Here is a 22,652-nt window from a genome sequence, read left to right on the forward strand (position 1 = left end):
ATCACGGTGCGGGGAGGTCGGTCGGGGTGTCCTCCGTGGAGGGCCGACCCTGGGGGAGGAGGGCGCGCAGGGCCGCCGCCGCGGCGGCGGCGCCGGCGGTCTCGGACACGGCGCGGGCGAGCCAGACGAGGGCGTGGGAGTCCGGGTGCTGGGCGCGCAGGTGCGACACGAGCCGGGCGTGGCGCTCGGGGGCGGGTACGGTGACCGGCCAGTACAGGGGGTTGAGTGCCCGGTCCCGGCGGAGTTCTCCGAGCCTGCGCAGGAACGCCGCCCAGCACTCGGGGTCGTCCAGCGCGGGGACCGTGAGCAGGACCCGGGCGGCCCGCTCACCGACGGTCCCGCGCGCGTCGGGCCCCCCAGGTTCGCACTCGGTGACTTCCTCGGGCGGGGCGGCCCCGTCCGAGCCCGGAGCCGAACCCGAACCCGGGACCGGGCCGTCCGGGTCACGGCCGTCCCTCCGGGCCACCGCGTCCCAGGCGGGGACCGCCTCCCGGGCGAGGGCCTCGGGCAGGGGCGGCAGGGCGACGGCCGCGGAGCGGGCGACCAGGGCCCCGATCCGGTAGCACAGGGCCTGGTACGCGGTCGGGTCGGTGAGCATCAGCTCCAGGACCCCGGCGTCCGCGTGACCGGGCACGCCCACCCAGTCCAGCCGTTGGCGTTCCCGCACCACGCGGGGGAGCGGCCCGCTGAGCGGTTGCCACACCAGGGGAAGGATGTGGTGGGGCGGGGCGCCGTCGTCGCGGAACCGGCGGACCCGCTCCTCGACGATCCACCACTCCCGGGCGCACCAGGCGCTGTTGAGGTGGGTCTCGCTGAGCAGGACCACCAGCGTGCGGGTGGTGGCGCAGTGCCGGAGCAGCTCGGAGCGCCACCCGCCGCCCGGCTCCAGGGTGGGCCCGGTGGCGCCGAAGGCGTGGTCGTCGGTGTGCAGACGGACCATGCCCTCCAGGTCGGCGTGGAAGCGCAGCACGTGCTCGCGGTCGGCCCTGCGCCCGCCGTAGCTCGTGAAGAAGGCGCTGGTCCCGCCCGCGCCGACCCCCTCCGTGCCGGTCGCCTCCACGCCCGTCGTCTCCACCATGGCCCTCCCCCCAGTCGGCCCAGCCCCGTCACCGATGTCGCTCAGATCTCCGGCACCTCCAGGTCGATGTGACCGCGTTCGCTGACGGAGTCGCCCATGTGGCGGGCGGTGCTGTTCAGGTAGTTGGCGTAGGCCAGCTCGTAATGCGGGTGCTGGGTGCCGCACACCTGGTGGAGCTCCTCCTGGGTGCGTACGTCCAGCGCCACGGCCTCGGTGATCTCCCCCTTGGCCACCAGGGCGTTGGCGAGGTTCACCGCCGCGCCCAGGGAGAGGGGGTGCCCCGCGCCCACCTGGGGGTCGGTGCACAGTCCCTCGTGCGCCCGCCTGGCCTGGACCTCCGCCTCCTGGACGTGCCCGGTCCGGCAGGCGTAGGCGGCGAGGTTGGCCCTGGCCACCAGGGTGAAGGGGTGGTCCTGCCCGAACACCCCCGTGTAGCCGTCGACACACGTGCGGGCCTGGCGGTGGGCCAGGTCGTGGCGGTGGGCGGCGGCCAGGCACGCCGCCAGTTCCAGGGCCATGGCCAGGCTGCGGGGGTGCTCGTCGCCGTACTCGCGACAGTGCTGTTCGTGGGTTCGGCGAATCCGCTCCAGCGCCTGTTCGGGGTCGCCCACGAGTCGCTCGTTCACCGCCAGTTCCTTGCAGGCGTGCAGCGTGTGAGAGGACAGCTCCCCGATGGTGCGGCGCAGCATCTGCGCCGCCTGGTGGATCTGCCGGTGCGCCATCACGTACTCGCCCGTGCGACGGCGGTAGGTCGCGGTCGCCGAGGAGAGGATCCAGGTGTAGGGGTGGCGGTGGCCGAGGATCTCCCGGGTGACCCGGTGTGCCCGCTCACCGACAGTCAGGGCCTCCGCGTAGTCTCCGGCCGCCGAGAGCGACAGCGCCAGGTTGTGCTCGGCCAGGAGGGTGTGCTGGTGGTGGGGGCCGCGACCGGCCAGGTAGGCGGCGTAGGTCTCCTTGTCGTGTTCGAGCGCCGACCCGAACCGTCCCAGGGCCCGCAGGTCCGCGCCCATGCCCCGACGCGTCAGCAGCGTGAACGGGTGCCGTTCGCCCAGGACCTCCCGCTGGAGTTCGAGGGTGCGGGAGTTCAGGCGTCCCGCCTCACGGTGCTCGCCGCGCGAGCGGTGCACGTTGGCCAGCTGGGTGGCCAGGTGCAGGCGGAGCCGGTCGCGTTCGCCGAAGGCGTCGGTCCAGGTACGCAGCAGCGGGGTGCCCAGGTCCAGCGCCGCCTCGAACTCGCCCTTGCGGTGGTGGTAGCGCACCTGGTTGACGAGCCAGCGGCGGACCTCGTCGTCCCCGCTCAGGTTGGCCTCGGAGGGTGCGATCTGCCAGCGCAGGTTCTGGTAGCGGCGGTCGTGGCGGGGGTCGTCCGCCTCCTCGTCGTGCGGGGCGTAGGAGGCCAGCACCTGGCGCACGGACTCGCGGACCCCGGCGCGCTCCTCGGCGGGGATGCGGTCCCGGACCACCTCCTGCACCGCCGGGTGCACCGAGAACATCTTCAGCTGCCGGTCGAAGTCCATCAACAGGACCCGGGTGAGCTGGAAGTGGACGTGGTTGAAGTTGACCCGTCCGGTCCGGTACTGGGGGTCGGCCCCGCTGTACTCGCTGACCGCGCGCGGCGACCGGAGCAGGTCCTCGGGGACCCCGTCGGCGGACAGGTGCGCCGCCAGCCGGATCAGGCACAGACTCGCCGGGTGGTACTGCTCCAGTTCGTCCAAAGCGAGGGAACTGCTCAGCCGCTCCTCGAACGAACCGGCTCCCCGGACCACCGAGGGTTCGCGTTCGTCGAGCAGCCGCGTGTACTCCACGACAGCCTCGGCGGCCCCGTCCAGGCGCTGCCCCGAGCTCAGCCACTCCAGCGCGCGGTGCAGCTGGGCGGGCAGGTGGCCGAGTCGGCGCGAGAGGGCCAGCGCGGTCCCGGCCTCGATCTCCGGGAGGCGGTCCCGGAAGAGCTCCACCACCTCGCCCTCGGTGAAGGGGCCCACCTGGAGGCAGCGCCGGTGGCCGTAGGCCTCCCACTCCCGGTGGTAGGAGGTGATGATGACGTGTCCGTGGTCGTGCGGGATCAACGCGTCCAGCCCGCCGGGCGGCCCCGCGTTGTCGTAGACCAGCAGCCAGCGGTTGAGCGGACGCCCCGACCGGAGTGCGGCCAACACGGGGTCGGCCTCGGGGGAGCGGTGGTCCGGGAACCGTTCGGCCAGGGTCGCCGCCAGTTCCTCAAGGGACGACTCGACCTTCTCCGGGCGGTCCGAGGCGATCCACCAGATGAGGTCGTAGTCGCTGCGGAAGCGCCGGACGAACTCGCGGACGATCTCCGACTTCCCGCTGCCCTGCATCCCCACCAGCACCACCGGTGGTTTGTCCTCCATGCCCTGCCCGAGGAGGTCGCGCAGCCGCTCCAGGAACCCCTCCCGGCCGCTGAAGTTCTGGTTGCCGTGGGGGGCGTTGCTGATCAGCTCCGGGTTGGGTGCCCCGGGGTAGCTGGGGCCCTGACCGGGGCCACGGGAGCGGTGACTCGGGAACCTCGGGTCGAAGCGGGCGAGCAGGGCGCCACGGGCGTCCTCCTCCTCCCGGATGCGCAGGTTGATCCACTCGGCGTCCGGGAAGCCGTCCGGTGGGGCGCCCTCGTCGATGGTCACCCCCAGCACGCGGTGGGCTCCGTTGCCGCCCTGCTGCGGGGCGGTCTCCAACAGACGGTGCAGGAGCCCGAAGGCGGGCGACCCGTGCAGGTGGGCCGAGACCAGCACCATGATGATCCCGTGTCCGCCGGTCTCCGGCAGGGGCGCGCCCGGGGCCGTCCTGGGCCGCACCACCCGGATGCCGACCCATTCCAGCTGGGGCTGGACCCAGTCCGCCCACGAACGGTCCCGGGAGTCGGCCAGCAGGGTCACCGAGGCGACGGCCCCGTGCCGGATCTGCTCGAAGACCAGCCTGACCTGCTCGCTCTGTTCTTGGGTGAGGTGACGCCCCCGGGGGACCGCGTCGCCGGTGAGGATGGAGGTCAGCCGTTCGTAGGCGTGGAACAGGGAGCTGGGTATCCACGTGCGTTCGAGGAAGGCCGCGAGGGTGAGGCGCTCGGCGATCCGCGCCTTGTAGGGGATCTCGGCCCGACCCCAGTACTGCCAGGGGTCGTCCTGGGAGGCCTCGACCCAGGACGCGAACGTCTCGTACGCGCGGTCCCGGAGTTCGTCCAGGTTGGGGAGTTCCAGGTCCACGCGGGTCAGGACCGGCCGGACCGGAACGTGCGGTGCCTCGGCGCGCAGCTCGGCGGCGATGCGGGCCGACTTCTGGATGGCGGTGGTGTTGAGGGTCAGGCAGAGGGCGACCTGGTCGGCCAGGACGGTGGCGATGCGCCGCCCCAGGAGCCCGTTGCCAGGGGCTGTGTCGACCAGGACGTGGTCGTATCCGCTGTCCGCCAGCGCCGCGCGGAGTTCGCGCAGGAAGCGCATGGACAGGTCGCCGCGGGCGAACCCCGAACCGTGGATGGTGTCCAGCTGGGTGAGCCGGGCGGCGTGGTGGGTGCCCGGACCCAGGTAGCCGATCTCGCCCTCAGGTACGCCGGGGATGACCGGCCAGCGGCTCAGGTGTTCGACCTGGTCGCTGAGGTCGGCTCCGCGGGCGCACACCTCGGCGGGGTCGGCCCCCGGGTCGTGGCAGCCCTCGATGACACCGGTGATCATGTCGACCAGGCCGTGGGGACGTCCGCCGCGTAGTCCGAACAGCGGGGAGAAGTACTCGCGCAGCTCGGGGGAGCGCAGGTTGAAGTCGACGAGCAGAACGCTCCGACCGGTGCTGGCGATGTTCCAGGCCACGTTGGCCAGGGACGTGGTGCAACTGCTGCCCGACAGGGGCGAATGGAACACGAGGATCTGTCCGGCGGAGTTCGTGTCCCCGATTACTTTGCTGGTCAACGCGGCTCCGGGGGGAGGAAGTTTCCTTTTCTCGCACCTTCCCGTCGGCCCGTGTGTCCCGTGCGCACGGGCTTTCGGCTTGGGAGAGAGGATGTTCCCACTTTTCATGGGAAGGAACCCCGGGAAACCTGGGTTGGGTGGTGAGGGAAAACGGCCGCAGTGAATTCAGGGGCCGTTGTTACCATTGGTTCTGAGGTCGGCTTGGAGAAGGACCGGTGAGACGGCGAATCCGTGCCGGGCGTAGGCGGGGACCGCCCGGTCGCTGGAGTGGACGCTCACCCGTTCCAGTTCGAGTTCGCGGGCCAGCCCCAGCACCGCCTGGATCAGCTGGCCGCCGAGACCGAGGTCCCGTGATTCGGGGCGTACGTAGACGCACTGCACGTCGCCCGAGGCCCGCCCGAACGCACGCGGCTGCGGGACGCGCGGGGTGACCGCCAGCCAGGCCATGCCGACCAGGGCACCGTCCATGACCGCCACGTAGCAGTGATGGGTGTCCCGCTGCCCCCTGCCCCAGTCGACGAACCGGGCAGTGAACTCGTCCAGGGGCAGCTCGGGGGCTCCGTGCACCTCTGTCTCCCACCCCCAGCGCAGCTCGGCGACGCCGCGCAGGTCCTCGGTGCGGGCCGGTCGGACGGTGGCTTCGCTCATGCCCCGATGGTGCCAGCCCACCGGACACGGCGCAGCCCCCGGGGCGGCCTGCGCCGCGCCGGGGGCTCGTGGGTTCCAGGAGGTGCTCGGTTCTTCTGAGGGTCCCCGGGAACCCCCGCAGGAACCGACCGCCTCAGACCCGGTACTCCGAGGCCCGCTCCTCCGCCGCCGCCACCATCCGGTCCTGCCTTTCACGGACGGCGGGCCGCTCCGGAGCCGCCACCCGGCCCAGTTCGCGGTGCCGACCGTGCCGACTGGCGAGGGTGACCGCCGCCGATCGGAGCATGCCCAGTTCCTCGCCCTGTTCTGCCAGGGATTCACGGACCCGACGTCGATGGGCGTGCCGTGCCACGAAGTACACGGCGAGCGCGCTCAGGAACACCACCAGCGTCTTGAACAGTACGCCGAGGATGCCCTCCAACAGCGGAGCGTCGAAGAGCCAGTGGACGCCGATCGCCAACAGGAACAGGAGCAGGGCGCCGGTGGCCCGGCCGGGACTGGGCCGCCAGGCCGAGGCGGCCAGGAGGCCGACCGCGGTACCCGCGATCGCCGACATCGCCCAGTGCGAGCCCAGACCGGTGAGACCGACCCGCAGGAACAGCGTCTGGAGTACCGAGGCGACCCCGTCCGTGGCCCCCTGCATCATGATCGAGTTGAGCGCGTAGGTGAAGTCCTCGGCGAGCTGGAAGCCCAACCCCACCAGGGCGCCCATGACGAAACCGTCCACGGGGCCACGCACCACGCGCGCGGCCATCACGGCGATCAGCACCACCCCGGCGGTCTTGAGCAGCTCCTCGTTGAGCGGTGCGGTCAGGGCCGCGCCCCACGCGGAACCGAACTCGACGCCGCCCAGGCGCGACCACGCGGACATCAGTTGGGTGTTGGAGAACAGGGACAGACCGATCGCCCCGGTCAGGCCCCAGAGCACCGCGAGGAGCGAGAACGTGAAGCTCGGAGGTCGGACCGGTCGAATCCGGCGCAGAACCCAGAAGCCGAACACACCCGCCACCGCCAGCACCACGGCGGCGGCCAACGTTTCGGTGGGGAAGACCCACATCGCCCCGAAGAAGTTGGTCAGGGTGAAGACGAAGCCGCCCAGGCAGAGGAGGGCGAGGCCCAACGTGGCGAACAGCGCCGGAAGGCGCTGGGCTCGGTGTGGTTCGGCGTGCGGGGCGGTCAGGTGTTCGGTGCCCTCGTGGCCCTGGCCGGATTGCCGGGGGGTGGGGACCTGCCCACTCGCGGTGGACGGGACGTCGGGTTCGGGTCGTGCGTGGCTCATGAGGTCCCTTCCGTGTCCCGGTCGAACCGGATCGACTGGACCGTCCGTTCGGCGTCGGCGAGATCGGCCATGCTGACGTCGGTGCCGACAGCCTGGGTCTCCACGGCGAAACCGCCGTTCGGAGAGGGGAACACTGTCGCGACTCCGGTGTGCTCCTGGATGTGCAGGTCCCCGGTGAGGCCCTGCGCGCCGCCGTCGGAGGTGATCGGCTGCGGTTCTCCCAGGGTGGCCGAGGAGTCACTGACCCTGACCGTCTCGCGCATGCCGTCCCAGAGCTCCGAGGCGTCGGCGCGCTCGGACGGCTCCACCACGCTCATGTGGAGGTTGACCGGTCCCTTGACGAAGCGGAGCTGCTGGCCCAGGGTGCTGGACCCGGTGTCGAGTTCCCAGCCCTCGTCGAAGGTCACCGACGCCCCGTAGCCCTCGCTCGACCCGAGAGTCACGGCCTGCCCCGGTTCCACCGCCTCGGAGGAGGGCAGCGCCGCGTTCACCAGGGCCCACCCTCCCGTCAGGAGCACGACCACCGCGGCCGTGGCCCCCAACGGGACCCAGTTGCTCCGTGGACCTCGTGACCTGGCGTGGCGTAGCTCCGTGCTCTCGTTCACCATCGCGCCCCCGTCTCCGCGCTCGTTCCGGTGTTCGCGTCCTGGAGACAGCGAAACACCCACAAAGGTGCCGAACAGAGAAAAGAGGGACACTTGGCGCAATTTTGCGGTGATTTCACCGACTCTGGGAGTGGTGACGAGACCGCGGGATCCGGTCCCGTCATGGGACCCCGGGTCGACGTGGCCGAAGGTGGCCCCGATGTCCCGTGGCCACCCCCTTGGCGAAACAAGTCCCCCCGTGATGGGATGCCACCTTCAGCGTGACGACCGAACGGAAGAGCACGGGCGACCGATGCCGAAGCAGAGCACAGAGCAACTCACCACGGACCGTTTCTCCCTGGTCCACCGCATCCGCTACGCCTTGCGGAACCCGGGCCGGATAGCGCCCCACGTCCTGCGGTCCGCGCGTGACCTGCGTCTGCGCCTCACACACCGGGACCACGTCTCCTACTACCGCGCGGTGATGGCCTCCGACGCGGCCCGGGACCCGAAGGCGGCGGTCGGCAGTCGCAACGAGGAGCGCTGGCTCGCCCTGGGCCAGATGCAGTTCGACTACCTGGTCGAGCACGGCCTCAAGCCCAGCCACCGGATGCTCGACATCGGTTGCGGCAACCTGAGGGCCGGGTGGCGCTTCATCGACTACCTGGACACCGGCGGCTACTACGGCATCGACATCTCCCCGGACATCCTGATCGCGGGCAAGAAGGTCCTGGCCGAGCGCGGACTCCAGCCCAAGCTGCCGCACCTGACCCTCACTCAGGACCTGACCTTCGACTTCCTCCCCGACGACTCCTTCGACGTCGTCCACGCCCACAGCGTGTTCTCGCACTCGCCCGTCGAGGTTATCGACGAGTGCCTGGGCCACGTGGGCCGCGTGCTCGCCCCCGGCGGGTTCTTCGACTTCACCTTCGACCGCACCGAGGGCACCGAGCACCACGTGCTGCACGAGGACTTCTACTACCGCACGCAGACCCTGGTCGAGCTCGCGGAGAAGCACGGGCTGCGGGCCCGCTTCATGGAGGACTGGGAGGAGCGCCCGCACGGACAGTCGAAGATCCGGGTCACCGCGGCGGAGTGACCCACGGGGTCGACTTCTCGCCTCCCGGGCAGGGTGAGTACGAACTCCCTCTGCCTCAACGCCTTCGACACCCCTCCGGAGCGACAGGGGGACGTCAGCCGTGTGGTGCGGTCCCGGACCGCCGATTCTCCTCCCCTCCTTTTCGAGAAGGCGGGCGAGCCCGTCGGCGGCCCCGCCCCGGATCTGCGTGGCAGCCTGATGAGCCTGATTCTCAAGGGAACCCGTGTGAAACGGGTCCCCTTCTGTCTGTATTCACTAACTAGGGGCGTTATGGCTAGATTGTCATTCGCATTCCGAATTCCCGCCCAAGCGGAAACCGGCGTTCCGTGCGAAATCACCCTGGACGAACTCAGTGTGCGGCATCAGGCAAATCCCCGGGGCTAGCTCAGGCGGCGGATGTCGCCTCTGACGCGGTAGAAGCCCCCGCTGCCCGAGGTCAGCACCTCGTTCACGACGTAGCGGGCCCCCGCGTGACGGATGTCCTTGGGGAACTGCACCCGCAGGGACGGGTCGTAGCCGTGGGAGACCACACGGACCCGCAGGCGGCCGCCCTCGTCCACACACTCGACGATGATCCCGTCGGTGTCGGTGAGCTCGCTGCTCCGCACGGTCTCCAGCTCGGTGGCGGGGGTGACCGCGTCCCAGGAAGGGGCCTTGACGCTGACCGGCTCCGGGACCGTGCCCCGCTCCGCGGCCAGGATCGCCTCCTCGGAGGCGTCGACGCAGGCCAGGGATCCGTCGGTGGTGACGATGTACAGCCGGTCCTGGTGGAACTGCATCGAGTAGGCCGAGCCGCAGCCGGTGGCCAGCTTCCACAGGCGGCGCCCGTCCCTGGAGAAGCAGTAGACGGAGGAGTGGTTGTCACCCGCGAACACGTAACGCCCGTCCGGGGAGGCCGCGCAGGAGAAGACCGCCCCGTCACAGCGGTACGTGGAACGGTGTACGCCGTCCTTGCCGATGCGGTCCACGGAGTTGTGGGCCGTGGCGGCGAAGACCTCGTCGCCCTCCTGCCAGCCGAACAGCACCGCGCCGCTGGTCGGCACCGACCAGCGTTCGTTCCCGGTGCCCGCGTCGTACATGGTGACGCCCCGGGAGTGCCCGTGGTAGACGCCCGACTCGTCGTGGCGGACCATCCACGCGGCGTTGCCCGCGCTGCGCCGGGACCACTGGAACTCGTCCTCGTGGTCGATCACGGTGATCTGACCGGCGACGTCGGAGACACCGAGCACGCCGTCGTGGATGTCCAGCCAGAAGATGTCGACGTCCTCGGCGATCTCGTACGCCACGTGCGGGATCTTCGCGCCCAGGTCGTAGACCTTGCCGTCGTCGCATCCCGCGTAGATCCAGAAGTCGTCGGCCACGATGCACTTGACGCCGTCCGGGAGTCCGTAACGGGCGGTGACGGTGCCCTGGTGGGACAGGGTGTACACGTCCCCGCGCTCGTTGCCGACCCAGCAGCGCTCGTCGTCGACGAAGATGCCGAAGGCGGGGCTGCCCGAACGGAACCGCCACAGGACCGGTGCCAGGTTGGCGGTCGACCGCTGGCTGACGATCGTCCGCCTGGTCACCGCGCGCCGCTTGCGGACCCCGGCCACGGCGGGCTCGTACCCCTTGCGCCTCTTCTCGGCGACCTTCCTCGCCGCCGTCGCCTCGGCCCTGGCGACGGTGGTGTGGCTCGCGGTGCGCGCCTGTCCGGGTTCCCCGATCCGTCCGTAGCGGATGGTGACGTCGGTGCCGTCCACGGTCACCTCGTAGAACTTGTGCGCGCCGCCGCCCTCTTCCGAGAGCTCCAGGTAGGTGCGGGTACTGGTCATGGGACGCCCTTCGACGATCGGGTTCCGGGCACACGCGGGGGAGACGGGTGCCAGGCAGGGGTGGGGAGGGGTACCTGCCTCCGGGAGGAGGCCGTGTCGACTGGTTCGAAACTATCGGCGGGTGCCGACATTTCCGGTGCCTCCTGGACCCTGACCGTCGGCGAGACGGGCATCGCTCCGCCGTCTCACCCCACGGTGTCGGCGAGTACCCGGGCCGGGTCCATCGACGATGAAGCACCGTTCGGCGTCCGCCCGCGCGCCGAACCCACCGGGGCCGGCGGCGCGCGCTCCCCAGGGGTCTGTCACCCGCGCGGACGGCCCTGCCTCATGGCGATCCCCTCGTCGCGTGGCGGTTCGGGGCGTTTCCCCGACGGGCAGTGGCATCGGAAGCCCCGGACACGCGGGACCGGTCCGTCGACACCCTCACCGACCTGGCGGAGGTCCTGGCCCCGTGACCAGGCTTCGCACGCTGACGGAGTCCGATTCTTCGAGAATCCAGCTTGTGTAAAACCGAACTTCGGCAAGCGCTGGGTGCTAGCTTCCCAACATGGACACGCCTCGACACCTCACGGTCCTTCGCGAGAGCGGCACTCTCCTGGCCGACGCCGCCGAGGGCAGGCCGCACGCGCACGTGCCCACCTGCCCCGAGTGGAACGTCTCCGACCTGGTCTGGCACGTCGGCGAGACCCACCACTTCTGGAGGTCCGTCGCCTCCGGGGAGATCCGGGACCCCGACGACGGGTACGTACAGCCGGAGCGTCCCGAGGACGAGGAGCTCCTGGACTGGTACCGGGAGGGGTTGGCCGAGACCCTCACCGCCCTCACCGCGCTGGACCCCGAGGAACCGCGCTGGACCTGGTCCCCGCAGAAGAACGGCGCCTTCATCCACAGACGCATGGCCCAGGAGACCGCCGTGCACGCGTGGGACATGCTCAACGCGATCGGAGGCCCCGCGCGGCTTCCCGCCGACGTGGCCTCGGACGGCGTGGACGAGTTCCTCACCTTCTTCCTCGGGCTGGCCGAGATGCTGGACCTGCCCCGGGAACCGGTCGGCCCGATCGGCGCGGTGCTGCTGACCGCCACCGACGTCGACCGCTCCTGGTCGGTGGACCACACCGGCCAGCACTGGCGGGTCATCCAGGGCGTGACCCGGGCCAACACCACGGTGGAGGGCGCCGCCTCCGACCTGCTGCTCACCCTGTGGCGACGCGCCGATCCCGATTCACTGCGGATCACCGGCGACGAGCAGGGCTTCGCCCGGTTCCTCAAGGTCGCCGAGACCGAGTGACCCGAGGCGACGTCCGCGGGCCGCGTGCCACGTGCTCCGGGGACGGAGCGGCGCACGAAGAAACTGCGTGTCCCGACGGGGCGGGGGGTGTTAGTTTCACAGCCATGTTGGACAGGCCCGTTGACTTCGACGAACACCAGATCAAGGACGCCCTGGCGGACTGGGGCATCCACGCGCAGGTGCTGACGCACGTCCCCCTGGGGTTCGGCGACCACCACTGGAGCGCCACCGACACCTCCGGTCGGCGCTGGTTCCTCACGCTGGCCGACCTCGCACACAAGCCCTTCCTCGGCGGCGACCCCGACACCGCCCTGCGCAACCTGCGCCGGGACATGGACACCGCCGCGGACCTGCACGACGTGCACGGGCTCGGTTTCGTCGTGGCCCCGCTCCGCTCCACCGAGGGTGTCACCGCCCTGAGGATCGGCGACCGCTACGCGCTCAGCGTCTTCCCGCACATGGAGGGCACCCCCGGCGACTTCGGGCAGCGGCTCACGCCCGAACAGCGGGCCCGGGTCCTGGACACGCTCGCCCGTCTGCACGGGCGCACCCCGCCCTCCGACGTCCGGGCCACCCCGCCGACCCTGGACGGAGCCGACCGGCTGGCCGGGCTCACCACCGCCCCCGAGGGCATCGGCGACCACGGCCCCTTCGCGGGGCCCACCGCCGAACTGCTCTCCACCCACGGCGCCGTCCTGCGGGAGCGTCTGGACGAGTTCGGTCACCGAGCCGCCGAGGTCGACGACGCGCGGGCGGTCACCACCCACGGCGAACCGCACCCGGGCAACCTGCTGTGGCGAGGGTCCGGTCCGTTGCTCGTCGACTGGGACACCGTGGGCCTGGCCGTCCCCGAGCGCGACCTGTGGCTGGTCACCGACGACCCCGACGAACTCGCCCGCTACGCCGGGGCCACCGGGCACCGGCCCGACCCCGCGCTCCTGACCCTGTACCGACTGCGCTGGGACCTCCAGGACGCCGTGGAGTTCGTCGACTGGTTCGCCGCCCCGCACCTGCGCGGCCCCGACACCGAGCAGGCCTGGCGGGACCTCGGCGCGATCCTGCGCCGTCTGGAGCTCTGAGCCGGGGACGGGCCCGGGCTCAGCCGTTGACCAGCGGCACGAACACCCGCAGTGCCCCCGGGCGCTTGCGGAAGACCACCTCGGGCGATCCCTCCACGACCTCGCCGTCCACGGCCAGCAGCCGGGGCTCGTCCGGAATGGACAGGGTCAGCGACTCGGTCAGCCGCTCCGTGTAGCCCGCCCCGGACACCGTCCGGGCGAACAGCACGTCCGCCAGGGCACGCAGTCGGGGGAAGGGCGAGCGCGCGCGCAGCACCCGCACGTCCAACCGTCCGTCGTCCAGGCTCTCCCGCAGACCCGGAACCCGGGCGTGCGTCCGGTACCGGCAGTTGCCCACGAACGCCCACCACACCTTCACAGGGCGTCCGTCCACCAGCGCCGGGGTGGGCTGGACCTCCCGCAGGTCGCGCCAGAGAGCGAGTGCGAAGGCGGGCCATTTGCCGATCCGGTCCGCCCAGCGGTCGCGCTCCTCCACCATGCGCGGGTACGACCCGAACGACGACGTGTTGAGGAAGACGCGCCCGTCGACCTCGCCCACGTCCACCCGGGCCAGCCGAGCGCCCTGATAGGCCCGCAGGGCGATCTCCACCGAGGTCAGTCCCAGGGTGCGGGCGAAGTTGTTGAGGGTACCGTCCGGCAGCACCAGCAGCGGCCGGTCGTGGGTGAGCGCCGCCGTGGCCCCGGCGTTGACGGTCCCGTCGCCGCCCGCCACCGCGAGCACCTCGCAGTCGCGGGCCGCCCCGTCCATCACCGCGGCGACGTCGTCGTCGGCGGAGAGCGGAACGATCCGTGCCAGGGGCAGTTGGCGGGCCACCCTGGTGGTGGTGTCGGCGGTGGTCAGCGTGGGCACCCCGGTGTCGCCGCCGCGAGGGTTGACCACGACGGTCACCCCCGAGCCCTCCGGGTCCACGTCCGCCTCTCCGGCGGGGGCGGTGCTCGCGCCGAAGACGAGTTCGGGGCGGGGCGGGAGGAGCGTGCGGGCGAGCAGAGCCGAGGCGGCGCCGACCGCGACCCCGCCGAGCACGTCACCCGGGTAGTGGACCCCGCTGTGCACGCGGGAGAAGCCCACGGCGCCCGCCATGGCGGACACCAGCACCGACAGCGGCAGCGGGGCGTCGGACAGGACACCGCCCGCGTAGCCCACCGCGGCGGCGGTGTGACCGGAGGGGAAGGAGGAGCTGGCATAGGTGCGGTAGGGGACGCGGGCGGTCGGCACCGCGGAACTGTCCGGGCGGGAACGCCGCGCCAGGTACTTGACCGCGGTGGCGCCCGCGTTGGCGAGCCCGGCGGCGACGATCGCCCGCAGCGCGGTGCGGCGCAGGCGTGGGCCGCCGGTGACCGCGAGTGTGGCGGAGACCAGGACCCACGGCGCCATGTTGTCCGTGCTCTGCACGAACTTCGGCGTGTAGCCGTCCAGGAAGGGGGTGCCCACTCGGGTCACACGATCGTAGACGCGCTGGTCGATGCGTTGGAGTCGAGGGAGCAGTCTCATGGGGCCAGCCTGGTGGCTACCGGATGAGTTGTCCATAAGGCGCGCTTCGCCCCGAGAAGCGGCCGGAAGGGAGACGGTGCTCGGGGGCGACGACTGGGGAAGGGCCGTCGCCCCCGAGCGCCACGGCTCAGTGGTTCGCACCACCGGAACTCCGTGGACCTGTTCTGAGGTTAGCCTGTCCTGTTCGGCTTGGGGTGGGATCCCCGTCACTGTGCGGGGTCGTCCCTGGGTGGCCGGTTCCGGCCCGGTGTAAGACGTTTCGGAGGGGGCGAGGGAGAGTAGGTCTTCGGGCGTTCCCCCCTGAGGAAAGGCGCCCATGTCCACCACTGAGACCCCCGACCCGATCCACGTCGTGGTCCTGCACTCCGAGCAGCCGCTCACCGTCGACCTCTCCGAACTCCACCCCGACTGCCGGGTCACCGTGCTCACGGACGGAGCCCCGGGTGCGGCCAGTGAGGGGATCGAACCCCCGGATGTTGTGTCCATGCCCCGTTCCGAATGGGCCGACCAGCTCGCCCGCTGGGCGCGTGGCGGCGAGGTGGACGTCGTCACCAGGGACGAGACCTGCCAGGACGTGTGCGCCGACCTGCGTTCCGGGCTCGGGCTGGACCCTCGTCCCGCGGCGTCCGCCGACCACTGAACCCGCTCCTGCCACGGGGCTTCGGGCCCCTTCGAGTGGCCCCTCCCGCCGCTGCCAGGTTGTCGTTCGCACGACGGGCCGTCGGGGTGCGGACACACGAGGGGGCTGTCGCGGGCGGGGAGGGGCGGGGCGAGTGAACGACCACCGGAGCGCCTCGGAGCCGCCCTCGCGGGAGCCCCTGCGCGCCGCGCTCGCCTGGACCGGGGCCGGGCTCTTCGCTGGTTCCCTGGTCTTCGCCGTGGTCGGCCTGGCCCTGACCTTCGAACCGGTCGCCGCTCTGACCGGAACGGAGCGCGTGGCCGACATCCCCGCGCACGCCACCACCTCCTGGCTCCTACTGGGCCTGATCGCGGCGGCCGGTCTGGTCGTTCAGCGCCCTCTCCTACCCCGGTCGGGCGTGAGCACGGGCGGGGAGGGCACTTCGCCGAGCGCGCTCGGGATCGGAAGGACGCTGGTGGCGGTGGGTGCCGCGGTGCTGGCTCTGCTCGCCGTGCGTCACTTCCCCCGGGACGCCCTGATCCCGGCCTCGGTCCACGCGCACTCCTTCACCGAAACCGGCGTCCTGATCTGGTCCTGCGTGGTGCTGTTGGCAGCGGCCGGGCTCCTTTCGGCCGGGGCGGGACACGCGCGCGGGCGCCGCTCGCGCCCCCTCCTCCCCGTCACCTCCGCCGGTGCCGGGGTCGTCGCCGTGGTCCTGGTCGCCGGGCTTGCCGCGTCGGTCACCCATCCCAGAGTGATCCACACGGTCGTCGCGGGCGACCTCGGCGAACCGCCGTCCGTCCCCGCCAGTGTCGGGGCCGAGGGGTGGGTCTGGTCTCCTCCGCCGGGTGTACGGGTGGAGCGCGTGGAGGCCGGGCCCCGGGGACCGATCCTCGTGCTGCCGGACGGGGTCATCGCCCTGGACGGCCCGAGCGGGCAGGAGCTGTGGACCTATCGCGAACCGCACGGCGAGGGGGTCGCGGCGCGACTCCTCGACGACGTCCTCTTCCTGACGCGTGACTCCGGGAACATCTCCATGACGGGTACGGTGCTGGACCCCGCCACCGGCGGGATCATCCCCGGTGAACCCCACCTGGAGGAGCTGGTGGCGTACGCGCGGTCGACCACCCTGCACGAGTACCGTGACGACGCCGGGACCAGGGGGATCGAGGCGCGGGCGTTCGACCGCACGGCGACGGGGACCGGCGGGACGCGGTGGACCTTCGTCCCACAGGGGGAGGGTCTGTACTGCGAGCTCCAGCGGGACGTGTGGCCGACGACCGACCCCGGCACCGGAGACGGGCTGGTCGTGGTGGCCCACGCCTGCGCGGACGCGCGGGAGTACGGGGAGAGGACGCTCGCCCCAGCCCCTCCGCTCGCGCCCGCCGACGGCTCCGAAGGAATCCTCGCCCACGGGGAGTCACTGGACTCGGCGGTCGCCACCGTCGCCGCTCTCGACCTCGCCAGCGGTGAGGAGGTGTGGCGGCACGAACACCCCGTCCGCCGGTCGTGGGGCCGGTTCGACCTCGGCCCAGTGGAGGGTGCGGCTCTCTCCGAGGGCGAGGCGCGTGCCCTCCGGTTCGGGGCCGACGGAGAGCTGTTCCTGCTCGACCCGCGCACCGGGAAGCCCCTCGGCCACCCGGAAGAGGCGCGGGATCCACGCGGGCGGTTCGGACCCGGGGTGGACCGGGTCCTGCGCGCGGACACCGCGGGCACGGTCCTCGCGCTGAAGGGCCGCTACCCGGGGACCGCGCGGGCCGTGGAGGTCCTCACGGCCGACCCCGGGGGCGAGGTGACCGCTCGGGTCACGATGGACGTGGCCGGGGAACCGGCCCCCGAACTCCTTGACCAGGCGGTCGTCCTGGACGACGCTCTCCTGATCCCCTACGTGGATCGGGAGGCCGATGAACGCGGCGTCCACTCCTTCGCGCTCGCGGCCGGCGGTCTCGGCGGGGAACGCGTGGAGATCGGTCCGTCCGCGAAGGACGTACCTGGGGAGCACCGGCTGGTCGCCGTCCCCGGCGCCGTGGTCTCCCACGGCTCCGGCGCGGCCGACGTCCACGGCCTGGTGCCCTGAGTCCGTCCGGGAGGGGGCTGGCTCCGAGCGGAGGCGGTCCCCGGGGCGGTGGTCTCCTCCCTGAGTCAGGAGGGGCCCGCGTGTACGGCTGGCATCCCTGACCCCCTGGGCTCGTCCTCTCGCAATCCGTGAATCTTTTTTTCCCAACTACCACCAATCCGCTCCCCGACCTGCTCCGAATCACTGGTGTCAGCCAGACACCTGTTTCGCGAGAGGACGCATGAGCACACACCACAACGGGCGTCGCAGGGTCGCGGTCATCGGTAGCGGCGTCTCCGGACTGACGGCCGCGTACATCCTCGGCCGGCACGACGACGTCACCCTGTTCGAGGCCGACGACCGCCCAGGCGGCCACGCCCACACCCACCGCGTTCCCGGGGCGGACGGCGGCGAACTGGGTGTCGACTCCGGCTTCATCGTCCACAACCGCCGCACCTACCCCCATCTCCTGCGGCTCTTCGACGAACTCGGCGTGGCCACCCGGCCCACCGAGATGAGCCTGTCGGTGAGCTGCGAGGGCTGCGGTCTGGAATACGCGGGCGCACGGGGGGTGCGCGCGCTGTGGCCGAGCGGGTCCCGGCGCAGCGCCGACCACGTCCGCATGCTCCTCGACATCCCGCGCTTCCACCAGGCGGCCCGTCGCCTGGTCTCCGTGGCCCGCAGGGTCGACCCCGGGGGCACGGTGGTCGGCCCCACCCTGGGGGAGTTCGCGGACCGGCACCGTTTCTCCCCCTACTTCACCGCGCACTTCCTCCTGCCGTTGGTGTCGGCGGTCTGGTCCTGCCCGGCCGGAACCGCCCTGGACTACCCGGCCCGACACCTGTTCGGCTTCCTGGAGCACCACGGCATGCTCGGCGTCTGGGGGTCCCCGCGCTGGCGCACCGTGGAGGGCGGCTCCCTCACCTACGTGGAACGTGTACTGGCGGGACTGCACTCCGTCCGCCTGGGCACACCCGTGCGGGCCCTGTCCCACAACGGGGACGGGGTGCGGCTGAGCACCGACTCCGAGGTGCTGGAGTTCGACGCCGCCGTGGTCGCCACCCACGCCGACCAGGCCCTCGCGCTCATCGAACACCCCTCCGCCGACGAACGGGAGGTCCTGGGAGCCTTCACCTACACGCGCAACCACACCCTGCTGCACACGGACACCTCGGTCCTGCCCTCGGACCGGGACACCTGGGCCTCCTGGAACCACCGGCTGACCTCCTGCGACCCGGGCGGCTCCCCGGTGCGGGTCAGCTACCACATGAACCGGCTCCAAGGGCTGCCCGAGGGCACCGACTACGTGGTCACGCTCAACGCCGACGACGACGTCAAACCCGACCGGGTGGTGGCGGCCATGGACTACGCCCACCCCGTCTTCACCCCGGAGTCGGTGGCCGCGCAGGGACGGCTGCGTTCCCTGGACACCCCCGTCCTCGCCTTCGCCGGGGCCCACCACGGCTGGGGGTTCCACGAGGACGGCTGCCGCTCCGGGGTCGAGGCGGCCGCCGCCCTGGGGAGGCGGTGGTGATCCCCGCCCTGTACGAGGCCACGGTGCGGCACGCCCGCGCCGAGCCCGTCCGGCACGTCTTCGAGCACCGCACGTACTACTGGCTGGTCGACCTCGACTCCCCGCCCCGCCTTCCGTGGCCGTTGCGCGCCCTGGCGGGGTTCCACCCCGCCGACCACGGTGACGGCCGTGCGGCGACCCTGCGCGCCGACATCGTCCTCCACCTGCGCGAACACGGGATCGACCTGAACGGCGGCCGGGTGTTCATGCTCGCGCACGCCCGGGTGTTCGGACACGTCTTCAACCCGCTGACCGTCTACTGGTGCCACGCCCCCGACGGTTCCCCGCGTGCGGTCGTCGCCGAGGTCCACAACACCTACGGCGACCGCCACCGCTATCTCCTCCACCCGGACCAGCGGGGGCGGGCCACCGTGCCCAAGGCCCTGTTCGTCTCCCCGTTCAACGAGATCGACGGCGAGTACCGGCTCAGCCTGCCCGAGCCCGGCGAACGGCTCGCGCTCACCGTCGCCCTCCACCGTGAGGGCCGTCCTCCCTTCACGGCGTCCGTGCGCGGCCGTCGCCGCCCCGCGACCCTCGCCCAGCTGCTCCGCCTGTCCGTGCGCCACCCGTTGGCGCCGCTGGTCAACGCGGCCCGCATCAGGGTCCACGGTGTCTGGCTCCACCTGCGCGGCCTCCCCATCCGGGAACGCCCCGAAGCCGGCTGCCCTCGCACCGATGCGCGCGGGCCCCGCACGCGTGCCCCCGACAGCGCCCGCCCCAGTCCCGGCCGACCCCAACCACGAGGAACACGACCATGACCGCGACCAACCCCCACCCACCCGGCGCCGTCGACCCGCGCCGCTGGCCCGACGTGGCCAGGGTCCCCAACAGCCGGCTGCGCACCGCCGTGGCCCGCCTGATCGCCGCCCGCGCCGTCCCTGCCGTGGGGATCCGCCTGCACGTCGGCCAGGAAGCACCACCCGCCGAGCTCACCGAAGGGGGCGCCCCCGTGCTGTGGCTGCGCGACCCCGACGCCTTCCACGCCCGCCTGGCCCACGACGGCCTCATCGGGTTCGGGGAGTCGTACATGGCCGGGGAGTGGGACTCACCCGACCCGGTCGCCGTGCTCACCCGCTTCGCCGAGCACTACGAGGAGCTGGTCCCCAAGCCGCTCCAGCCGTTGCGCCACCTCACGCTGCCGCGCCGCCCGTCCTCGGACCGCAACACCCGCGCCGGGGCCCGTCGCCACATCAGCCACCACTACGACCTCTCCAACGACCTCTTCGCCCTCTTCCTCGACCGCACCATGACCTACTCGTCGGCGCTGTTCACCGACGACGACCCGCGTGACGCCGACGGCCTGGCCCGTGCCCAGGCACGCAAGACCGACCGGCTCCTGGACGCCGCGCGGGTCGGGGAGGGCACCCGGCTGCTGGAGATCGGTACCGGCTGGGGTGAACTGGCCGTGCGCGCCGCACGCAGGGGAGCCCACGTCACCTCCCTCACCCTCTCCACCGAACAGCGCGACCTCGCCCGTGAGCGCGTGGCCGCCGAGGGACTGTCCGACCGGGTCTCCGTGGAGCTGTGCGACTACCGGGACGCCACCGGCACCCACGACGCGGTGGTCAGCTGCGAGATGGTCGAGGCGGTCGGCGAACGCTACTGGCCCGACTACTTCGCCGCACTGGACCGGCTGGTCCGGCCCGGCGGAAGAGTCGCCCTCCAGACCATCACCATGGAACACCGCCTGATGAGGGCCTCCCGGGGCTCCTACACGTGGATGCACAAATACGTGTTCCCCGGCGGGCTCATCCCCTCGGTCACCGCCGTCCGCGAACAGCTCGCCGCCCGGACCGGACTGCGGATCACGGACCGCCTCGCCTTCGGCCGGGACTACGCCGACACCCTGCGCGTATGGCGCGAGACCTTCGCCGGGGCGGCGGAACAGGTGCGTTCGCTCGGCTTCGACGACACCTTCCGCCACATGTGGACCTTCTACCTGGCCTACTGCGAGGCCGGGTTCCGGTCCGGGCTCATCGACGTCGAACAGATCACCATGGAGCGTGCCGCATGACGACCACCCACCCGCACCCCCGGGGCGTCGCCCACCTGCTCGGCCCCCTGGTCGCCGCCTTCTTCAACGGGGTCCTCCCGGTCCGACTGCGGGCCTGGGACGGCAGCGAGACCGGACCGCACGGCGCCCCGCGCGTGACCGTCCGCGACCGTGACGCCCTGCGCCACGTCCTGGCCCGCCCCGGAGAACTCGGGCTGTCCCGCGCCTACGTCACCGGTGGTGTCGAGGTCGAGGGTGACCTCACCGACGCGCTGCGCGGGGTGTGGGCGTCCGTTGAGGCACACGGCACCTCGCTCCCCGGCCCGCGCACCTGGGCGAGGATCGCCCGCACGGCCGTGGTCCTGGGAGTGGTCGGACCGCCGCCGCCCCCTCCGGTCTCCGAGGCCCGCGTCAGGGGACGGCGCCACTCCCGGGAACGGGACGCAGCCGCGATCTCCCACCACTACGACGCGGGCAACGACCTCTACGAGCTGCTGCTCGACGAGACCATGGCCTACTCGTGCGCGCTCTGGGACGAGGACGATCCCGGCCAGAGCCTCGCCGACGCCCAGCGCGCCAAACTCGACCTGGTCTGCGACACCCTCCGCCTGAACAAGGGGGACCGGCTGCTCGACGTCGGGTGCGGGTGGGGGTCGCTCACCCTGCACGCGGCGCGCTGGTACGGGGCGCACGTCTCGGCGCTCACCCTGTCCGCCCGGCAACGGGACCACGTGCTCGCGCGCGCCGAGGAGGAGGGGCTCGAACAGCTCGTGGACGTGCGCCTGCTCGACTACCGCGACGTCGCCCCCGACACCTTCGGGCCCGGCGGCTTCGACGCGGTCGCCTCCGTGGAGATGGGCGAGCACGTGGGCCGTGACGGCTACGCTCCGTTCACCCGCCGGCTCCACGGTCTGCTGCGCCCCGGCGGCGCCCTGCTGGTCCAGCAGATGTCCCGGCGCGGACCCCACCCCGGCGGCGGCCCCTTCATCGAGCGCTACATCGCGCCCGACATGCACATGCGTCCGCTCGGTGAGACCGTCGGCCTCCTTGAGGACGCGGGGCTCGAAGTGCGGGGCGTACGGGCCATGCGGGAGCACTACGTCCGCACCGCCCGCGCCTGGACGGACGCGCTGGAGCGGCGGTTCGACGAACTCGTCGCCCTCGCGGGGCCCGAGGCGGCCCGGGTGTGGCGCCTCTACCTGGCCGGAGGGTCACTGGCCTTCGAGGAGGGGCGCATGGGCGTGGACCAGATCCTGGCGGTCCGCCCGGACCCGGTGAGCCGGGACGAGACCAGCGCGGAACCGGTCGCCGAGGCGGTGGCGACACGATGACCGCCCTCACCGCCTTCCTGCTCAACCTCGCGGTCACCGCGGTCGTGGTGGGCGCGGTCATGCTCGCCACCTTCGCGGTCGCGGTCCGTGTGGGACGCCACGGCGTCGTGGACGTCGCCTGGGGGCTCGGCTTCGTCGGGGTGGCCGTGTCCACCGCCGTGGTCGCCACCGCCACGGGGACCGGCGACCCCGCGCGGATCTGGTTGCTGGCCGCCCTCACCGCCGTGTGGGGTCTGCGACTGGCCGTCCACATCGGGCTGCGCGGCCGCGGCAAGGGCGAGGACCCCCGGTATGAAAGGTTCCTCGCCAACGCCCCGGGCAACCGGAACCTCCACGCCCTGCGGGTGGTCTACCTGCTCCAGGGGTCCCTCCTCCTGCTGATCTCGCTCCCGTTGCAGGTCGCCGCCCACACCGCCGGTCCGCTCGGCTGGCTGGCGTTCCTGGGCGTGCTGGTCTGGCTCACCGGGTTCGCGTTCGAGTCCGTCGGCGACGCCCAGCTCGCCCGGTTCAAGGCCGACCCCGCCAACCGGGGCCGGATCATGGACCGGGGGCTGTGGGCCTGGACCCGGCACCCGAACTACTTCGGCGACGCCCTCGTGTGGTGGGGCCTGTTCCTGGTCGCCGCCGGGTCCTGGTGGGTGCTGCTCACCCTGCCCGCGCCCCTGCTGATGACCTACCTGCTCACCCGTGGTTCGGGCCAGCGACTGCTCGACGAGCACATGTCCGGCCGACCCGGCTGGTCGGAGTACGTCGCCCGGACCAGCGCCTTCGTTCCGCTGCCCCCGAAGAGGGCGGCCGCCCGGGAGTGAGC

Annotated in this window: 17 protein-coding genes; 10 read left to right on the forward strand and 7 right to left on the reverse strand. The window is 72.1% G+C overall.

Going from position 1 to position 22,652, the window contains the following annotated elements; translation table 11 throughout:
- Nucleotide 1: 1 nt before the first annotated feature.
- The 5 genes from D452_RS0113270 to D452_RS0113290 form a co-directional block, all read right to left on the reverse strand.
- A complete protein-coding gene (locus tag D452_RS0113270) occupies nt 2–1,078 on the reverse strand; it encodes a TIR domain-containing protein (protein WP_017544637.1) in 1,077 nt (358 codons plus the stop codon).
- Nucleotides 1,079–1,119: 41 nt separating this feature from the next.
- On the reverse strand, nt 1,120–4,986 hold the full coding sequence (gene fxsT / locus D452_RS0113275; protein ID WP_017544638.1) for an FxSxx-COOH system tetratricopeptide repeat protein: 3,867 nt from the start codon (nt 4,984–4,986) through the stop codon (nt 1,120–1,122).
- 165 nt (nt 4,987–5,151) lie between these two features.
- Entirely contained in the window at nt 5,152–5,634 is a 483-nt protein-coding gene (locus D452_RS0113280; protein ID WP_017544639.1) for a GNAT family N-acetyltransferase, read from the reverse strand.
- A gap of 133 nt (nt 5,635–5,767) precedes the next feature.
- Nucleotides 5,768–6,913 carry a PrsW family intramembrane metalloprotease gene (locus D452_RS0113285; protein WP_017544640.1) on the reverse strand — a complete coding sequence of 382 codons (1,146 nt, stop codon included), beginning with the start codon at nt 6,911–6,913 and terminating at the stop codon, nt 5,768–5,770.
- Nucleotides 6,910–7,521 (reverse strand): hypothetical protein, encoded by a 612-nt coding sequence (locus tag D452_RS0113290; RefSeq protein WP_026129275.1) that lies wholly within the window; start codon nt 7,519–7,521, stop codon nt 6,910–6,912. Before D452_RS0113290 ends, D452_RS0113285 begins: the two co-directional genes overlap by 4 nt.
- A gap of 289 nt (nt 7,522–7,810) precedes the next feature.
- On the opposite strand from D452_RS0113290, the gene D452_RS0113295 reads away from it, so the two are divergent.
- Nucleotides 7,811–8,596: a class I SAM-dependent methyltransferase gene (locus tag D452_RS0113295; protein WP_017544642.1), complete on the forward strand. Its 786-nt coding sequence runs from the start codon at nt 7,811–7,813 to the stop codon at nt 8,594–8,596.
- A gap of 380 nt (nt 8,597–8,976) precedes the next feature.
- Here D452_RS0113295 and D452_RS0113300 read toward each other — a convergent pair whose 3' ends face one another.
- Nucleotides 8,977–10,410, reverse strand: a complete 1,434-nt coding sequence (locus tag D452_RS0113300; protein WP_017544643.1) for a WGR domain-containing protein — start codon at nt 10,408–10,410, stop codon at nt 8,977–8,979.
- A gap of 547 nt (nt 10,411–10,957) precedes the next feature.
- Here D452_RS0113300 and D452_RS0113305 point away from each other — a divergent pair.
- On the forward strand, nt 10,958–11,698 hold the full coding sequence (locus tag D452_RS0113305; protein ID WP_017544644.1) for a maleylpyruvate isomerase family mycothiol-dependent enzyme: 741 nt from the start codon (nt 10,958–10,960) through the stop codon (nt 11,696–11,698).
- A gap of 104 nt (nt 11,699–11,802) precedes the next feature.
- Nucleotides 11,803–12,777 carry a phosphotransferase gene (locus D452_RS0113310; RefSeq protein WP_017544645.1) on the forward strand — a complete coding sequence of 325 codons (975 nt, stop codon included), beginning with the start codon at nt 11,803–11,805 and terminating at the stop codon, nt 12,775–12,777.
- A gap of 19 nt (nt 12,778–12,796) precedes the next feature.
- Here the strand turns inward: D452_RS0113310 and D452_RS0113315 are convergent, their stop codons facing one another.
- Complete coding sequence (locus D452_RS0113315; RefSeq protein WP_017544646.1) at nt 12,797–14,269, reverse strand: bifunctional phosphatase PAP2/diacylglycerol kinase family protein; 1,473 nt, start codon at nt 14,267–14,269, stop codon at nt 12,797–12,799.
- A 316-nt stretch (nt 14,270–14,585) separates the two neighbouring features.
- Between D452_RS0113315 and D452_RS0113320 the strand changes: the two genes are divergently transcribed.
- The 7 genes from D452_RS0113320 to D452_RS0113350 all read left to right on the forward strand — a co-directional run bounded on the left by D452_RS0113320 (nt 14,586) and on the right by D452_RS0113350 (nt 22,650).
- Entirely contained in the window at nt 14,586–14,909 is a 324-nt protein-coding gene (locus tag D452_RS0113320; protein WP_017544647.1) for a hypothetical protein, read from the forward strand.
- Nucleotides 14,910–15,042: 133 nt separating this feature from the next.
- A complete protein-coding gene (locus D452_RS0113325) occupies nt 15,043–16,965 on the forward strand; it encodes a hypothetical protein (protein WP_017544648.1) in 1,923 nt (640 codons plus the stop codon).
- Nucleotides 16,966–17,185: 220 nt separating this feature from the next.
- Nucleotides 17,186–18,478, forward strand: a complete 1,293-nt coding sequence (locus D452_RS0113330; protein WP_017544649.1) for an NAD(P)/FAD-dependent oxidoreductase — start codon at nt 17,186–17,188, stop codon at nt 18,476–18,478.
- Complete coding sequence (locus D452_RS28245; protein WP_017544650.1) at nt 18,472–19,275, forward strand: DUF1365 domain-containing protein; 804 nt, start codon at nt 18,472–18,474, stop codon at nt 19,273–19,275. Before D452_RS0113330 ends, D452_RS28245 begins: the two co-directional genes overlap by 7 nt.
- Complete coding sequence (locus tag D452_RS0113340; protein WP_017544651.1) at nt 19,272–20,531, forward strand: SAM-dependent methyltransferase; 1,260 nt, start codon at nt 19,272–19,274, stop codon at nt 20,529–20,531. The genes D452_RS28245 and D452_RS0113340 overlap by 4 nt, the downstream gene beginning before the upstream one ends.
- Nucleotides 20,528–21,841, forward strand: coding sequence for an SAM-dependent methyltransferase (locus D452_RS0113345; RefSeq protein WP_017544652.1), 1,314 nt, complete (start codon nt 20,528–20,530; stop codon nt 21,839–21,841). Before D452_RS0113340 ends, D452_RS0113345 begins: the two co-directional genes overlap by 4 nt.
- Entirely contained in the window at nt 21,838–22,650 is an 813-nt protein-coding gene (locus D452_RS0113350; protein ID WP_017544653.1) for a DUF1295 domain-containing protein, read from the forward strand. Before D452_RS0113345 ends, D452_RS0113350 begins: the two co-directional genes overlap by 4 nt.
- The last annotated feature ends 2 nt before the right edge of the window (nt 22,651–22,652 follow it).

Source organism: Nocardiopsis prasina DSM 43845 (genome assembly GCF_000341265.1).
Lineage (GTDB): Bacteria > Actinomycetota > Actinomycetes > Streptosporangiales > Streptosporangiaceae > Nocardiopsis > Nocardiopsis prasina.

What these genes read in the sequence shown, in the direction of transcription:
- D452_RS0113330 (WP_017544649.1), top strand. Translation starts at nt 17,186, where the DNA reads ATGAGCACACACCACAACGGGCGTCGCAGGGTCGCGGTCATCGGTAGC.
- D452_RS0113350 (WP_017544653.1), top strand. Translation starts at nt 21,838, where the DNA reads ATGACCGCCCTCACCGCCTTCCTGCTCAACCTCGCGGTCACCGCGGTC.
- D452_RS0113345 (WP_017544652.1), top strand. Translation starts at nt 20,528, where the DNA reads ATGACGACCACCCACCCGCACCCCCGGGGCGTCGCCCACCTGCTCGGC.
- D452_RS0113280 (WP_017544639.1), bottom strand. Translation starts at nt 5,634, where the DNA reads ATGAGCGAAGCCACCGTCCGACCGGCCCGCACCGAGGACCTGCGCGGC.
- D452_RS0113315 (WP_017544646.1), bottom strand. Translation starts at nt 14,269, where the DNA reads ATGAGACTGCTCCCTCGACTCCAACGCATCGACCAGCGCGTCTACGAT.
- D452_RS0113270 (WP_017544637.1), bottom strand. Translation starts at nt 1,078, where the DNA reads ATGGTGGAGACGACGGGCGTGGAGGCGACCGGCACGGAGGGGGTCGGC.
- D452_RS0113285 (WP_017544640.1), bottom strand. Translation starts at nt 6,913, where the DNA reads ATGAGCCACGCACGACCCGAACCCGACGTCCCGTCCACCGCGAGTGGG.
- D452_RS0113310 (WP_017544645.1), top strand. Translation starts at nt 11,803, where the DNA reads ATGTTGGACAGGCCCGTTGACTTCGACGAACACCAGATCAAGGACGCC.
- D452_RS0113305 (WP_017544644.1), top strand. Translation starts at nt 10,958, where the DNA reads ATGGACACGCCTCGACACCTCACGGTCCTTCGCGAGAGCGGCACTCTC.
- D452_RS0113320 (WP_017544647.1), top strand. Translation starts at nt 14,586, where the DNA reads ATGTCCACCACTGAGACCCCCGACCCGATCCACGTCGTGGTCCTGCAC.
- D452_RS0113300 (WP_017544643.1), bottom strand. Translation starts at nt 10,410, where the DNA reads ATGACCAGTACCCGCACCTACCTGGAGCTCTCGGAAGAGGGCGGCGGC.
- D452_RS0113340 (WP_017544651.1), top strand. Translation starts at nt 19,272, where the DNA reads ATGACCGCGACCAACCCCCACCCACCCGGCGCCGTCGACCCGCGCCGC.
- D452_RS0113290 (WP_026129275.1), bottom strand. Translation starts at nt 7,521, where the DNA reads ATGGTGAACGAGAGCACGGAGCTACGCCACGCCAGGTCACGAGGTCCA.
- D452_RS0113295 (WP_017544642.1), top strand. Translation starts at nt 7,811, where the DNA reads ATGCCGAAGCAGAGCACAGAGCAACTCACCACGGACCGTTTCTCCCTG.